The following is a 14,656-nucleotide window of genomic DNA, read 5'->3' as shown; positions in this document are numbered from 1 at the left end:
GAACGCTCAGTCGGTCCCTGATTGTTCCAGGCGTACGACGACGGACTTGCTGGCGGGGGTATTGCTGGTGTCGGCGGTCGCGTCCAGCGGGACCAGGACGTTCGTCTCGGGGTAGTACGCCGCCGCGCAGCCCCGGGCCGTCGGATAGTGCACGATCCTGAAGCCCGGCGCGCGCCGCTCGACGCCGTCCTTCCACTCGCTGACGAGGTCGGCGTACGACCCGTCGGCGAGGTTCAGCTCACGGGCGTCCTCGGGGTTGACCAGGACGACGCGGCGGCCGTTCTTGATGCCCCTGTAGCGGTCGTCGAGGCCGTAGATCGTGGTGTTGTACTGGTCGTGCGAGCGCAGCGTCTGGAGCAGCAGGCGGCCCTTGGGCAGGTCGGGGAACTCGACGGGCGCCGCGGTGAAGTTGGCCTTGCCGGTGGCCGTGGGGAAGCGGCGCTCGTCGCGCGGGGCGTGCGGCAGGGCGAAGCCCGCGGGGTCGGCGACGCGCGCGTTGAAGTCCTCGAAGCCGGGGATCACGCGCGCGATGCGGTCGCGCACCGTGGCGTAGTCCTTCTCGAACTCCTCCCAGGGCGTGGCCGATTCGGGGCCGAGGACGCGGCGGGCGAGGCGGCACACGATGGCCGGCTCGGAGAGCAGATGCGGGCTCGCGGGCTCCAGGCGGCCGCGGGATGCGTGCACCATGCCCATGGAGTCCTCGACGGTCACGAACTGCTCGCCGCCACCCTGGACATCCCGCTCGGTGCGCCCGAGCGTCGGCAGGATCAGCGCACGCGCGCCCGTGACCGCATGCGAGCGGTTCAGCTTCGTCGACACGTGGACGGTCAGGCGGGCCTTGCGCATCGCCGCCTCCGTCACCTCCGTGTCGGGCGACGCCGCCACGAAGTTGCCGCCCATCGCGAAGAACACCTTCGCCTCGCCGTCCCGCAGCGCCTTGATCGCGCGGACGACGTCCAGGCCGTGCTCGCGCGGCGGCGCGAAGCCGAACTCCCTTTCCAGGGCGTCGAGGAAGGCCGGGGCGGGCCGCTCGAAGATGCCCATCGTGCGGTCGCCCTGCACGTTCGAGTGCCCCCGCACCGGGCAGACGCCCGCGCCCGGGCGGCCGATGTTGCCGCGCAGCAGAAGGAAGTTGACGACCTCGCGGATCGTCGGCACGGAGTGCTTGTGCTGGGTCAGGCCCATCGCCCAGCACACGACGGTGCGCTTCGAGGCGAGGACCATGGCGAGGGCCTCCTCGATGCGCTCGCGCGTGAGACCGGTCGCGGCGAGGGTCTCGTCCCAGTCGGCGCCGCGCGCCGCCTCGGTGAACTCCTCGTACCCATGGGTGTGTTCGCGGACGAACTCCTCGTCGACCGCTCCCTCGGTGTCGAGGATGAGCTTGTTCAGGAGGCGGAACAGGGCCTGGTCGCCGCCGAGGCGGATCTGCAGGAAGAGGTCGGTGAGGGCGGTGCCCTTGAGCATGCCCTGCGGGGTCTGCGGGTTCTTGAAGCGCTCCAGGCCGGCCTCGGGCAGCGGATTGACCGTGATGATCCTCGCGCCGTTGTTCTTCGCCTTCTCCAGGGCGGAGAGCATGCGCGGATGGTTCGTGCCCGGGTTCTGCCCGGCGACGATGATCAGATCCGACTTGTAGAGGTCTTCGAGCAGGACGCTGCCCTTGCCGATGCCGATGGTCTCCGTGAGGGCGGAGCCGGACGACTCATGGCACATGTTCGAGCAGTCGGGCAGGTTGTTCGTGCCCAGCTCGCGGGCGAACAGCTGGTACAGGAACGCCGCTTCGTTGCTGGTGCGGCCCGAGGTGTAGTAGACGGACTCGTCCGGGCTTTCCAGCGCGGCGAGCTCCTCGCCGATGATGTCGAAGGCCCGCTCCCAGGAAACGGCCTCGTAGCGCTCGGCGCCCTCGGCCAGATACATCGGGTGGGTGAGGCGGCCCTGCTGGCCCAGCCAGTACCCACTGCGGGTGGCGAGGTCGGCCACGGGGTGCGCGGCGAAGAAGTCGGGGGTGACGCGGCGCAGCGTGGCCTCCTCGGCGACCGCCTTCGCGCCGTTCTCGCAGAACTCCGCCGCGTGCCGGTGCTCCGGCTCGGGCCAGGCGCAGCCGGGGCAGTCGAAGCCGTCCTTCTGATTGACCCGCAGGAGCGTCAGCGCCGTGCGGCGCACCCCCATCTGCTGCTGGGCCATGCGCAGCGAGTGACCGATGGCGGGAAGGCCCGCCGCGGCGTGCTGCGCCTGCGCGACCTGCGGCGCGTCCTGGACCGGATCACCCTTGGGCGACTTCCTTGCCATGGTCGGCTCCCCTTCGAGCACGTGCGTGAGCTACGTCTTCGATCCTCCCACGCGCCGCTGACAGCGCGGTCGCGGGTGAGGGTTGGACCGGACTGTCAGTGGGGCGTGGCAGGATCGGGGACGTGGCAGAAAAAGCAGCGAAGAAGAAGTCCGAGACCGCGACGAAGCCGAGTGGCGAGCAGCGTCCGCGCCTGCTCCTCATGGACGGGCACTCCCTGGCCTACCGGGCGTTCTTCGCGCTGCCCGCGGAGAACTTCACGACCGCGACGGGCCAGCCGACGAACGCGATCTACGGCTTCGCGTCGATGCTGGCGAACACCCTGCGCGACGAGGCGCCCACGCACTTCGCGGTGGCCTTCGACGTCTCACGCAAGACGTGGCGCTCCACGGAGTTCCCGGAGTACAAGGCGAACCGCTCCAAGACCCCGGACGAGTTCAAGGGGCAGGTCGAGCTGATCGGCGAGGTCCTCGACGCGATGAACGCCGTGCGGTTCGCGGTGGACGGCTTCGAGGCGGACGACGTCATCGCCACCCTCGCCACCCAGGCCGAGGCGGCCGGCTTCGACGTCCTGATCGTCACCGGTGACCGCGACTCCTTCCAGCTGATCACCGACCACGTGACCGTGCTGTACCCGACCAAGGGCGTATCGGAGCTGACGCGCTTCACCCCGGAGAAGGTCGAGGAGAAGTACGGCCTCACGCCCAGCCAGTATCCGGACTTCGCGGCCCTGCGCGGCGACCCGTCCGACAACCTCCCCGGCATCCCCGGTGTGGGCGAGAAGACCGCCGCGAAGTGGATCAACCAGTTCGGTTCCTTCGCGGACCTCGTCGAGCGTGCCGAAGAGGTCAAGGGCAAGGCCGGACAGAACTTCCGCGACCACCTGGACGCGGTGAAGCTGAACCGCGTCCTCACGGAGATGGTCCGCGACGTCGAGCTCCCCAGGCAGGTCACCGACCTGGAGCGCGCTCCGTACGACCGCACGGCCCTCGCCATGGTCCTGGACACCCTGGAGATCCGTAACCCCTCGCTGCGCGAGCGACTGCTGGCCGTGGACCCCGGTGCCGAGGTGGCCGATCAGACCCCGGCCGAGCCCGGCGTGGAGCTGGACGGCACGGTGATCGGCACGGGTGAGCTCGCCCCGTGGCTCACGGAGCACGGCAACGCGGTCCTCGGCATGGCCACGGTCGACACCTGGCAGCTCGGCATGGGCTCGGTGACCGAGGTCGCCCTCGCGGCGGCCGGGGGAGCGGCGGCCTGGTTCGACCCCTCCCGCCTGGACGAGGCCGACGAGAAGGCCTTCGCCGCCTGGGTCTCCGACCCGAAGAAGCCCAAGGTCCTGCACAACGCCAAGGCCACGATGCGGGTCTTCCCCGAGCACGGCTGGACGGTGGACGGCGTCTCCATGGACACGGCGCTCGCCGCGTACCTGGTCAAGCCCGGCCGCCGCTCCTTCGCCCTGGACGCCCTTTCCCTGGAGTACCTGGGCCGGGAGCTCGCGCCCGCGTCGGCGGCCGAAGGGCAGCTCGCCTTCGGTACGGAGGAGGACGACCGTGCCGAGGCCGACGCACTGATGTCGCAGGCCCGCACGATCCTCGACCTGGGCACGGCCTTCGGCGAGAAGCTGCCCGAGGTGGGCGCGGGCAACCTCCTCACCGACATCGAGCTGCCGACGTCGACTCTCCTGGCCCGCCTGGAGCGGCACGGCATCGCGGCCGACCGCGCCCATCTGGAGGCGATGGAGCAGCAGTTCGCGGGCGCGGTGCAGCAGGCGGTGAAGGAGGCGCACGCGGCGGCGGGCCGCGAGTTCAACCTCGGCTCGCCCAAGCAGCTCCAGGAAGTCCTCTTCGGTGAGCTGAACCTCCCCAAGACGAAGAAGACCAAGACCGGGTACACCACGGACGCGGACGCCCTGGCCTGGCTCGCGGCCCAGACCGAGAACGAACTGCCGGTCATCATGCTCCGCCACCGCGAGCAGGCGAAGCTCCGCGTCACGGTCGAGGGCCTCATCAAGTCGATCGCCGCGGACGGCCGCATCCACACGACGTTCAACCAGACGGTCGCGGCGACGGGACGCCTGTCCTCGACGGAACCGAACCTGCAGAACATCCCGGTCCGCACGGACGAGGGCCGGGCGATCCGGCGCGGCTTCGTGGTCGGCGAGGGCTTCGAGTCCCTGATGACCGCGGACTACAGCCAGATCGAACTGCGCGTGATGGCCCACCTCTCCGAGGACGAGGGCCTCCTGGAGGCGTTCAGCTCCGGCGAGGACCTGCACACCACGGTCGCCTCGCAGGTCTTCTCCGTCGAGGGCACCGCCGTCGACGCCGAGATGCGCCGCAAGATCAAGGCCATGTCGTACGGCTTGGCGTACGGCCTCTCCGCGTTCGGCCTCTCCCAGCAGCTGAACATCGAGGCGGGCGAGGCCCGCGCGCTGATGGACACCTACTTCGAGCGGTTCGGCGGCGTCCGGGACTATCTGCGCCGGGCCGTCGACGAGGCCCGCGCGACGGGCTACACGGAGACGATGCTGGGCCGCCGCCGGTATCTCCCCGACCTCAACAGCGACAACCGCCAGCGCCGCGAGATGGCCGAGCGGATGGCCCTGAACGCGCCCATCCAGGGCACGGCGGCGGACATCGTCAAGATCGCCATGCTGAACGTGCACCGCGCGCTGACGGAGGCGAAGCTCGACTCCCGCATGCTGCTCCAGGTGCACGACGAAATCGTCCTGGAGATCGCACCGGGCGAGCGCGCCGAGGTGGAGAAGCTCGTCCGCCGCGAAATGGCGGGCGCGGCGTCGCTGCGAGCCCCGCTGGACGTGTCGGTGGGCGTGGGAGCGGACTGGGAGTCCGCCGCGCACTGAGGGCCGCGCCGGGCTTGAGCGGAGGGGGCCTGGCGCTCCGCGCAGCACCGGCTTCGCCGGATTCGTCCCCGATCACCGCACGCGCTGCACATTGCAGCCGTGCGGTGATCCGGCCCTCGTGCGGTGATCCGGCCCTCGTGCGGTGATCCGGCCCTCGTGCGGTGATCCGGCCCTCGTGCGGTGATCCGGCCCCCGTGCGGTGATCCGGCCCCCCGTGCGGCGATCCGGCCGTCGTGCGGCGATCCGGCACCCGCGCGGCGATCCGGCACCCCTGCGGTGATTCGGGACATTTTGTACATAATTCCGGCCTCACCCTAGTGGCCCCCGCCCCCGAGCCCCGCCAAGGCGCCCCGGCCACGATGACCGCATGGCCCTTCACCTGCGAAACTGCCGGGCGGTCATAGCCACGGCCCTAGCCACAGCCCTCGTCCCCCCGCCGATACCCGCGAGCGCCGCCCGAGCCAGCGCGGCGCAACGCGCGGCCTCCCACGCCGCCCGCAGCGACCCCACCCTCGCCGCACAGCTCATCCGCGACCTCCGCGCCGCCCTGGTCGCCCGGCGGAGCACCGTGTCCGTCGCCCTCCACGACCCCGCCACGGGCCTCAGCTGCGCCCTCGGCAGTAGCCGCCGCTACGACACCGCGAGCGTCGCCAAGGTCATGATCATGGAGGCGGCCCTGCGCCGTGCCCAGGCCTGGGGCCGAGACCTCTCGCACGACCACCCCACGACGAAGTACGCGGCCCGCACCATCGAACGCGTATCCCGGGCCGTGCACCGCGCTCTCCACAAGGGCCGCGCGACAGGGCAGCAGCTCACCTCGTAGAACGACGCGCGCTGCGACGCCCCGACCGACGCCCCACCCGAACAGGACGCGGCCAACCGGTGAAAACCGGGCACGAACGGGTGTCTGGGCGCTGGAAGTTGTCGTAGTGTCGCCTGAGTCGGCCCGCTGGGGAGCACAACGGGGAACACAGCAGAGTGGGCGGCGGCACGCACAGTCGTCAAGGGGAGGGGTTCACGGTCATGGCGGCGGTATTCGGCAGGCGGTTGCGCAGGGGAGCGGTGACCACCGCGGTGGCCGCGGCGGCGGTGGCCGCGCTCGCGGCGTCCCAGGCCCCGGGCGTGACGGACGTCCCGCGCGACGAGCGGGCGGGGGCATCCGGCGCCACACCGCCGGCCGAGGACTCCGCGACCGGTAACTCCCCCTACTACACCGATCTTCCGGAGCTGAAGAGCCCGGTCCCGCCGACCGGACCGCCCGACGGCGGCACCGGCGACGCCGCAACCGACTCGGAGATCCCGGCCACCGTCCTCGACGCGTACAAGAAGGCCGAGGCGTCCCTGGCCACGTCCAAGCCGGGCTGCAACCTCCCCTGGGAGCTGCTCGCCGCGATAGGCAAGGTCGAGTCCGGGCAGGCGCGTGGCGGCCGCGTGGACGCGAACGGCACCACGGTCGGAGACATCCTCGGCCCGCCCCTCAACGGCAACGGCTTCGCGAAGATCACCGACACCGACAACGGCGCGTACGACGGCGACAGGACGCACGACCGCGCGGTCGGCCCCATGCAGTTCATCCCCTCGACGTGGGACACCTGGGGTCAGGACGGCAACGCGGACGGCAAGACGGACCCGAACAACATCTACGACGCAGCGCTCGCCGCCGGAAGCTACCTCTGCGCGAACGACCGCGATCTGTCCGTCGAGGCCGACCTGCACAAGGCGATCCTCAGCTACAACCACTCGACGGAGTACCTGAACACGGTCCTGACGTGGCTGGAGCACTACCGCGACGGCATCCGCGAGATCCCCGACGGCTCGGGCGACCTGCCGCGCGACCGCAGCGACAACAACAGCCCCGGCACGACCCCGACGCCCACGCCCCCGGCATCCGGTTCGCCCTCGCCGAAGCCGCCCAAGCCCGGCGACGACAAGCCCGGTGGCGAAAAGCCCACCGAGCCCGGCAGCGGCGGCAGCGGCGGCCCGACCACTCCGCCGAACGGCGGCGGCTCCGAGACCCCGAAGCCCCCCTCGCCCGCCGAGCGGGTCGCGAGCCTGGCGGACGCCGGCACCGGCAAGCTCGCCGCGACCGCCGGGGACGCCTTCGCCGAACGCGTCGAGGTGCGCACGGAGTCCAGGTCGGGCTCCGCGGTGGCCAAAGTCAAGGTGCGGTTCGCGATCGTCGGCGACACCGACGCGCGCTTCCCCGGCGGCGCCACCAGCGCGACCGTCACCACGAGCGCGTCGGGCAAGGCGACCGCCCCCGTCGTCAAGGCGGGTGAGAAGACCGGTGAGTTCAAGGTCAGGGCCACGGTCGTCGGCCGCTCGCTGCCCGGCCTCGCCTACACGGCGACGGTCACCGCGCGTCAGGCCGACGCCCTGGTCAGGACCAGCGACAAGGCACTGATCTGCGAGCCCGGCAAGGAGTTCGCCGACCAGGTCGAGGTCAAGGCCACCTACAAGGGGGAGGCCGCCGACCGCGTGGCGGCCACCGCCACCATGGTCAAGTCGGCGGCCGACGCCACGGCCAACGACAAGGGCCCCTACTTCAAGGACGCGAACGGCAAGCCGGTCCGCGCCCTCAAGGCCCTGAAGACGGACGCCAACGGCGTGCTCAAGCTCCCCAAGATGTACGCCGACGACGCCGCGGGCACGTTCCTGATGCGGGTCACCACCGCGGGCGGCGCGACGCTCACGGTCGAACTGAAGGTGGCGGCGCCCGCGGCCTAGCCCCGGACCCCCGTACGCATTCGCGCACACAACGCCCCTGCGCCCGCCCGGCGCAGGGGCGTTCGTCTGTGTGCAACGTGTTCTCATCTGGCCGTCGCGTTGCTACGGTGCCCCAGCCCTGACGCCCTGTCAGTTCACGGCCGGCGTCCTGGATGCCGTCAGATTTCCCGCCTCGGGAGGATCCGCATGCGCGCTCTCATCGCCGCCGCGACCGGTCTTGCCGTCGCCCTCGCCCTGGTCCTGACCATCACCGCGATGGGGGCCCCGCCCGGCGAGACCTCGCCGGAGCCGCTGCTCACCACCGTCCCCAAGCACCCCTGACTCCGTAGGGAGGGCCGCCGCGATGCGCCGCAAGGCCAGCCTGATCCTGCTCGCCTTCGCCGTGTTCTGCACGGCGATGTCCCCGCTCATGCGCTGGTACGCCTTCCCGCGCCTCGCCAAGATCCCGCCGAGCCAGTACCAGGAGGCGGTCCTGGAGGCGAAGAACCCGACGCTCATCGACTACGGCTCGATGCGGGCCAAGAAGGTCGACAAGGTCACCATCGTGCAGACCCTCAAGGGCAACGTGGAGGCCTCGGAGAAGATCGAGAAGAGTGCGGACCGCGACGTCGTCGTCTGGGACGCCCTCTCCTACGTCCAGGACGCCGACGGCAAGATGGTCTCCAAGGTCCCCGAGCGCTACATCTTCGACGCGCACAGCCAGGAACCGGTGCACGCCACCGGCGAGATGGTCGACGGCGACGCGGTCAAGCGCGAGGGCATCGAGTTCAAATGGCCCTTCCTGACCGAGAAGCGGGACTACGAGTACTTCGACGCCCAGGCCCGCGTCACCAAGCCCATCCACTACAAGGGCACGCAGACCTTCCGTGGCGTCGATGTCTACTACTTCGAGCAGACCATCCCCTGGACCAAGGTGCCCTTCCCCAAGACCATGCCGGTCAAGGGCATCACCCCGGAGTCCCTCGCCAAGACCGGGACCACGCGCTGGTACACCACGGTCCGCAAGTTCTGGGTCGATCCCACCACGGGGGCGCCCGTCTACGGCGAGGAGATCCAGAAGAACGAGCTGCGCGGCGGCACCCTCCTCGGCGGCCGCGACAAGGTCACCGTCTTCGCGGGCCACGTGAAGATGCGCGAGGACTACATCGAGAACACGGTCGACCTGGTGAAGTCCCAGCGCGTCCTGGTCCTCCTCCTCACGTCCTATCTCCCCTGGGGTTTCCTGGGCCTCGGCCTGTTCCTGCTCGCCCTGTCCCTCTGGCTGGAGGCCCGCAGCCGCAGGCCCGGCGAACCGGAGGCGACGGCCGCGCCCGAACCGGAACCGGTCAACGCCTGAGCCGGGCGTTGGTGAACCGCGTCGCCTCGGCGGCCGCGGGATCCTCAGGCCACGGATGCTTCGGATACCGGCCGCGGAGCTCGGCCCGCACGGCCCGGTAGCCGTCCCGCCAGAAGGAGGCGAGATCGGCGGTGACGGCGGCGGGGCGGCCCGCGGGCGACAGCAGATGCACGAGGACGGGTACGCCGCCGTCCGCGACGCGCGGGGTCTCGGCGAGCCCGAACATCTCCTGCAACTTCACCGCAAGGACGGGCTGTTCGGGGTCGGAGTAGTCGACGCGGATCCTGGACCCACTGGGTACAGCCACCCTCTCCGGGGCGAGCACGTCGAGACGCGTCGCCTCGCCGCTCGCCCAGGGCAGGAGCCGGTTCAGGGCCTGCCCCGCCTCGATGCGCCGCAGGTCGGCCCGGCGCCGCGCCTTCGACAGCTCGGGCTCCAGCCACTCGTCCACGCGCGCGTGCAGGGCGCTTTCGGAAACGTCGGGCCAAGGCGCACCCAGATGCCGGTGCAAGAACGCGAGGCGCGCCCGCAGCTCACGCGCTCCTTGGGACCAGTTCAGGAGCGAGGTCCCCTCCTCCCTGAGGCCGGCGAGCAGCCCTTCTCGTACGAGTCCGGGGGCGGGCTTCTTGAGCGGCCGCACCACCAGCTCCACGGCGCCGAGCCGCTCGACGTGCCGCGCGACGAGATCCCCGTCGCTCCAGGCCACCTCGTCCCCCTCGCTGTGGAGGGGCGCGGCCGCGCTCCGGGCGCCGTCCTCGTCGATGTGGCCGCCGAGCAGCACGCGCGCGTGCCCGGCGCCCACCGGCCGGTCCGCGACAGCCACGGCGATCCACTCCGCGCCGGTCAGCGCCGACCCGGGCCGCAGCTCGGCGCGGATCCCGTTCACCATGAGATACGTTCCGTCGCCGCGGCTCCGGGCGACCCGCTCGGGAAAGGCGAGCGCGGCGACGAGCCCGGCGACGTGCTCGTCAGAGTCTGCTCCGGAGTGCCGGGTGGGTGGGTGGGAAAGGTCCTGCGCCGAAGCTGCCGGAGGCGGCGTACCAGCAACCGGTGGCGACGCCACGGCGGTAAGCCGCCGCACCTCCGTGCGCCAACGCGCCGCGTACCCGTCACCGCCCCGCCGGGCCACGCGCCAGGCCGCCGCGAGGTCGTCCCCGTACTCACGCGGCGGCTCCTCGCTGAGGAGGGCCACCACCTCGGCCGCGCGGCGCGCACCGACGAGGGGTGCCGCGTCCAACAGGGCCCGCGCCAGGCGGGGGTGGAGCCCGACCCGCGCCATCCGCGTGCCCCGCTCCGTGACCCGCCCCGACTCCGGTGACAGCGCACCGACCGCCGTCAGAACGGCACGCGCCGCCGCCATCGCGCCACCCGGAGGCGGATCGAGCAGGGCGAGACCGGAGGCGTCCGGATCCCCCCAGCAAGCCGTCTGCAAGGCGAAAGCGGCAAGGTCCGCCAGCTTGATCTCCGGCGCCGGAAAGCGCGGCAGACGGGCGTCCTCCGCCTCCGCCCAGCACCGGTACACGGCCCCCGGCGCCTCACGCCCGGCGCGACCGGCGCGCTGCCGTCCCGCCGCCTGCGAAGCCCGTACCGTCGCCAGCGCGCTCAGCCCGCGCGCGTGATCGACGCGCGGCTCCCGCGCCAACCCCGAGTCGACGACGACCCGCACGCCGGGCACTGTCAGGGACGACTCGGCCACGGACGTCGCGAGGACCACCCGCCGGGCGCCTTCCGATGAGCCCGCAAGCACCGCGTCCTGCACATCGGCGGACGCCCGCCCGTGCACCTGCAACACCTCCGCGGGAACATCGCCCAACTGCCCCGCCACCCGCGCGATCTCACCGACCCCGGGCAGGAAGCACAGAACGTCCCCCTCCCGCTCGGCGAGCGCACGCCGCACGACCGACGCCACATGTGTCAGCAGCGCCGGATCCACCCGCATCCCGTGCGGCGGCCGCACCGGACGCGCGGGCGGCGCCCAGAGGACGTCGACCGGATGCGAGGTGCCCCGCGCCTCCACCACGGGGGCATCCCCGAGGACCCGCGCCCACCCCGGCGCGTCCGTCGTCGCCGACGCGGCCACCAGACGCAGCTCGGGCCGCAGCGCCGCCCGCACGTCGACCAGGAACGCCGCCACGGTGTCCGCGTCCAGATGCCGCTCGTGGCACTCGTCGATGATCACCACGTCGACGCCGCTCAACTCCTGGTCCCGCTGCAGCCGCTGCAACAGGACGCCCGTCGTGACGACCTCCACGCGCGCGCGTGGCCCGACCACACGCTCACCGCGCACCGTGTAACCGACGCTCTCCCCGACCTTCTCGCCGAGGAGCCACGCCATCCGCCGCGCGGCGGCCCGAGCGGCGATGCGCCGCGGCTCGGCGACCACCACACGTCGTACGGGAGCGCCGTCCCCGAGAAGCCCGGCGAGGGCCAGCGGCACCAGCGTCGTCTTGCCCGTGCCGGGAGGCGCGCACAGCACGGCGCTGCCCGGCCCCTCCAGAGCGGAACGCAGCGCGGGCAGCGCACTGCGGACGGGCAGGTCCAGGGCTTCGTTACGGAGACGGATCACGCACTCAGTCTCGTACGCAGACGTAGATCGCCGTCCCCGGGATCAGGTTCCCGCGCAACGGGGACCAGCCGCCCCACTCCTGCGTGTTCCACGCCGGCCACTCCGGCTCCACCACGTCGACCAGCCGGAGACCGGCGGCCACGATGTCCCGCACCCGGTCGCCGAGCGTGCGGTGGTGCTCCACGTAGACGGCGTTCCCGTTCTCGTCCTGCTCCACATAAGGAGTGCGGTCGAAGTAGGAGGCCGACACGGAGAGCCCCTCGGGACCCGGCTCGTCCGGGAACGCCCAGCGGATGGGGTGCGTCGCGGAGAAGACGAGCCGGCCGCCGGGGCGCAGGACGCGCCGCGCCTCCTTGAGGACCATCACGGGGTCGGCGACGAAAGGCAGCACCCCGTAGGCGGAGCAGACGAGGTCGAAGGCGCCGTCCTTGAAGGGCAGCACCCCGGCATCGGCCTGGACCAGCGGAACGCTCCCGCCGATCCGCAGCGCGTGCTGCAACTGCCGGTGGGAGAGATCGAGGGCGACCGGACGCGCGCCCTGCGCGGCGAGCCAGCGCGAGCACTGCGCCGCGCCCGCGCCGATCTCCAGGACGTCCTTGCCCTTCAGCTCCTCGGGCGGACCGAGGAGCTCGGCCTCCACCTCGTCGAGCCCTTCGGGACCCCAGACGAACCGGTCGTCACCGAGGAAGGTGCCGTGCTCGATCTGGTAGTCGTCCGCGTTCCGGTCCCACCAGCCGCGGTTGGCGCGGCTGCTCTCCGTGACGTCTGCGTCACGGCGGGTGGCCTCGGGTTCGGGTGTCTCGGGCAGCTCGGACTCTTGGATGATCGGCTCCATCGTCGTACTCTTCCGTCTGGCTTCGTCGAGGCTCGTCGCGGTGAGGTGGTCGCGGGGCGCCGGAAAGGCGTCGCGCCAGGGCGCTGTGCGGCCCGTGTGGCCTCACGCGACAGCATTTGTGCCGGGTATGCGGCGTTCCGCCCCGGGTGTGCGCCTTCGCGCATTGACCCTGTCCGGCTGCCCCCGTATGCTACAAGTTGCGCTGCGAGCCTGCCGTCCTCAGACCTAGCGGGATGCGCTCGCATCTGTTGCATGTCCCCTCGGTTGTCGAGGCGCCTTCCGTTTCTTCGGAAACAGGAATCGGCGCTTCCCAGGCTGTCCGGCTTCTTCAGAGCGAAATCGGTTCCGGCGCTAGCAGTACCTACGACTCACTGTCCGTACCGGAGCCCTTACCCACATGACGAGCAGCACCGAGACCACCGCCACCACCCCGCAGGTAGCGGTCAACGACATCGGTAACGAGGAAGCCTTCCTCGCCGCGATCGACGAGACGATCAAGTACTTCAACGACGGCGACATCGTCGACGGCGTCATCGTGAAGGTCGACCGGGACGAGGTCCTGCTCGACATCGGTTACAAGACCGAAGGCGTCATCCCGAGCCGCGAGCTCTCCATCAAGCACGACGTCGACCCGAACGAGGTCGTCGCGGTTGGTGACGAGATCGAGGCCCTGGTTCTCCAGAAGGAGGACAAGGAAGGCCGTCTGATCCTGTCCAAGAAGCGCGCTCAGTACGAGCGTGCCTGGGGCACGATCGAGAAGATCAAGGAAGAAGACGGCATCGTCACCGGTACCGTCATCGAGGTCGTCAAGGGTGGTCTCATCCTCGACATCGGCCTCCGTGGCTTCCTGCCGGCCTCCCTCGTCGAGATGCGCCGCGTCCGCGACCTCCAGCCCTACGTGGGCAAGGAGCTCGAGGCCAAGATCATCGAGCTGGACAAGAACCGCAACAACGTGGTCCTGTCCCGCCGTGCCTGGCTCGAGCAGACCCAGAGCGAGGTCCGTCAGACCTTCCTCACGACCCTGCAGAAGGGTCAGGTCCGCTCCGGCGTCGTTTCCTCGATCGTCAACTTCGGTGCGTTCGTGGACCTCGGCGGCGTCGACGGTCTCGTGCACGTCTCCGAGCTTTCCTGGAAGCACATCGACCACCCCTCCGAGGTTGTCGAGGTCGGCCAGGAAGTCACCGTCGAGGTTCTCGACGTGGACATGGACCGCGAGCGCGTGTCCCTGTCGCTCAAGGCGACGCAGGAAGACCCGTGGCAGCAGTTCGCCCGCACGCACCAGATCGGGCAGGTTGTTCCCGGTAAGGTCACCAAGCTCGTTCCGTTCGGTGCGTTCGTGCGCGTCGACGAGGGCATCGAGGGCCTGGTCCACATCTCCGAGCTGGCCGAGCGCCACGTGGAGATCCCGGAGCAGGTCGTCCAGGTCAACGACGAGATCTTCGTCAAGGTCATCGACATCGACCTCGAGCGTCGCCGGATCTCGCTGAGCCTCAAGCAGGCCAACGAGTCCTTCGGTGCCGACCCGTCGGCCGTCGAGTTCGACCCGACCCTGTACGGCATGGCCGCGTCCTACGACGACCAGGGCAACTACATCTACCCCGAGGGCTTCGACCCCGAGACGAACGACTGGCTCGAGGGCTTCGAGACCCAGCGCGAGGCTTGGGAGGGCCAGTACGCCGAGGCGCAGCAGCGCTTCGAGCAGCACCAGGCCCAGGTCATCAAGTCCCGCGAGGCGGACGCCCAGGCCGAGGCCGAGGGCGCTGCGGCTCCCGCGTCCTCGACCGGCGCCCCGGCTGCCGGTGGCAGCGGTGGCGGCGGCGGTTCGTACTCCTCGGAGTCGGACGACAACTCCGGCGCCCTGGCGTCGGACGAGGCGCTTGCCGCTCTTCGCGAGAAGCTCGCGGGTGGCCAGAGCTGAGGCTCGCCCCTAGGCGGTAGCTGAACGCTGCGGGCTCGCATCCCTTCGGGGATGCGGGCCCGCTGTTCTGTTTCGGTGCGGGTCCGGTGGGGGGGGGGGCTGGTCGCGCAGTTCCCCGCGCTCT

9 protein-coding genes are annotated in these 14,656 nt (G+C 71.0%); 6 read left to right on the top strand and 3 right to left on the bottom strand.

Features of this window, described 5'->3' with window-relative positions; all coding sequences use genetic code 11:
* Positions 1-6: 6 nt before the first annotated feature.
* Positions 7-2,286: an FdhF/YdeP family oxidoreductase gene (locus ABXJ52_RS09205; RefSeq protein ID WP_367040802.1), complete on the bottom strand. Its 2,280-nt coding sequence runs from the start codon at positions 2,284-2,286 to the stop codon at positions 7-9.
* A gap of 122 nt (positions 2,287-2,408) precedes the next feature.
* Between ABXJ52_RS09205 and polA the strand changes: the two genes are divergently transcribed.
* The 5 genes from polA (at position 2,409) to ABXJ52_RS09180 (ending at position 9,213) form a co-directional block, all read left to right on the top strand.
* The gene (gene polA / locus ABXJ52_RS09200; protein ID WP_367040800.1) at positions 2,409-5,150 is read left to right on the top strand and encodes a DNA polymerase I; all 2,742 of its coding nucleotides are present in this window, start codon (positions 2,409-2,411) and stop codon (positions 5,148-5,150) included.
* Positions 5,151-5,517: 367 nt separating this feature from the next.
* Positions 5,518-5,973: a hypothetical protein gene (locus tag ABXJ52_RS09195; protein ID WP_367040798.1), complete on the top strand. Its 456-nt coding sequence runs from the start codon at positions 5,518-5,520 to the stop codon at positions 5,971-5,973.
* 200 nt (positions 5,974-6,173) lie between these two features.
* A complete protein-coding gene (locus ABXJ52_RS09190) occupies positions 6,174-7,877 on the top strand; it encodes a lytic transglycosylase domain-containing protein (RefSeq protein WP_367040796.1) in 1,704 nt (567 codons plus the stop codon).
* A gap of 186 nt (positions 7,878-8,063) precedes the next feature.
* Positions 8,064-8,198, top strand: a complete 135-nt coding sequence (locus ABXJ52_RS09185; RefSeq protein WP_160504431.1) for an SPW_0924 family protein — start codon at positions 8,064-8,066, stop codon at positions 8,196-8,198.
* 22 nt (positions 8,199-8,220) lie between these two features.
* Positions 8,221-9,213 carry a DUF3068 domain-containing protein gene (locus tag ABXJ52_RS09180; RefSeq protein ID WP_367040794.1) on the top strand — a complete coding sequence of 331 codons (993 nt, stop codon included), beginning with the start codon at positions 8,221-8,223 and terminating at the stop codon, positions 9,211-9,213.
* On the opposite strand, the gene hrpB is transcribed toward ABXJ52_RS09180, so the two are convergent.
* A complete protein-coding gene (gene hrpB / locus ABXJ52_RS09175) occupies positions 9,203-11,779 on the bottom strand; it encodes an ATP-dependent helicase HrpB (RefSeq protein ID WP_367040792.1) in 2,577 nt (858 codons plus the stop codon). The two genes, ABXJ52_RS09180 and hrpB, sit on opposite strands and share 11 nt — an antisense overlap.
* A 4-nt stretch (positions 11,780-11,783) precedes the next feature.
* Positions 11,784-12,614, bottom strand: coding sequence for a class I SAM-dependent methyltransferase (locus ABXJ52_RS09170; RefSeq protein ID WP_367040790.1), 831 nt, complete (start codon positions 12,612-12,614; stop codon positions 11,784-11,786).
* Between the two features lie 397 nt (positions 12,615-13,011).
* On the opposite strand from ABXJ52_RS09170, the gene rpsA reads away from it, so the two are divergent.
* The gene (rpsA, locus tag ABXJ52_RS09165) at positions 13,012-14,532 is read left to right on the top strand and encodes a 30S ribosomal protein S1 (RefSeq protein ID WP_190083195.1); all 1,521 of its coding nucleotides are present in this window, start codon (positions 13,012-13,014) and stop codon (positions 14,530-14,532) included.
* Positions 14,533-14,656 lie beyond the last annotated feature (124 nt).

Source organism: Streptomyces sp. Je 1-332 (assembly GCF_040730185.1).
Taxonomy (GTDB): domain Bacteria; phylum Actinomycetota; class Actinomycetes; order Streptomycetales; family Streptomycetaceae; genus Streptomyces.
The sequence above is the reverse complement of the archived record's forward strand: the minus strand, read 5'-3'. Positions and strand labels throughout refer to the sequence as shown.

Coding starts and splice junctions, on each gene's coding strand:
- ABXJ52_RS09190 (WP_367040796.1), top strand. CDS start 6,174: ATGGCGGCGGTATTCGGCAGGCGGTTGCGCAGGGGAGCGGTGACCACC.
- ABXJ52_RS09170 (WP_367040790.1), bottom strand. CDS start 12,614: ATGGAGCCGATCATCCAAGAGTCCGAGCTGCCCGAGACACCCGAACCC.
- ABXJ52_RS09205 (WP_367040802.1), bottom strand. CDS start 2,286: ATGGCAAGGAAGTCGCCCAAGGGTGATCCGGTCCAGGACGCGCCGCAG.
- ABXJ52_RS09195 (WP_367040798.1), top strand. CDS start 5,518: ATGGCCCTTCACCTGCGAAACTGCCGGGCGGTCATAGCCACGGCCCTA.
- rpsA (WP_190083195.1), top strand. CDS start 13,012: ATGACGAGCAGCACCGAGACCACCGCCACCACCCCGCAGGTAGCGGTC.
- ABXJ52_RS09180 (WP_367040794.1), top strand. CDS start 8,221: ATGCGCCGCAAGGCCAGCCTGATCCTGCTCGCCTTCGCCGTGTTCTGC.
- ABXJ52_RS09185 (WP_160504431.1), top strand. CDS start 8,064: ATGCGCGCTCTCATCGCCGCCGCGACCGGTCTTGCCGTCGCCCTCGCC.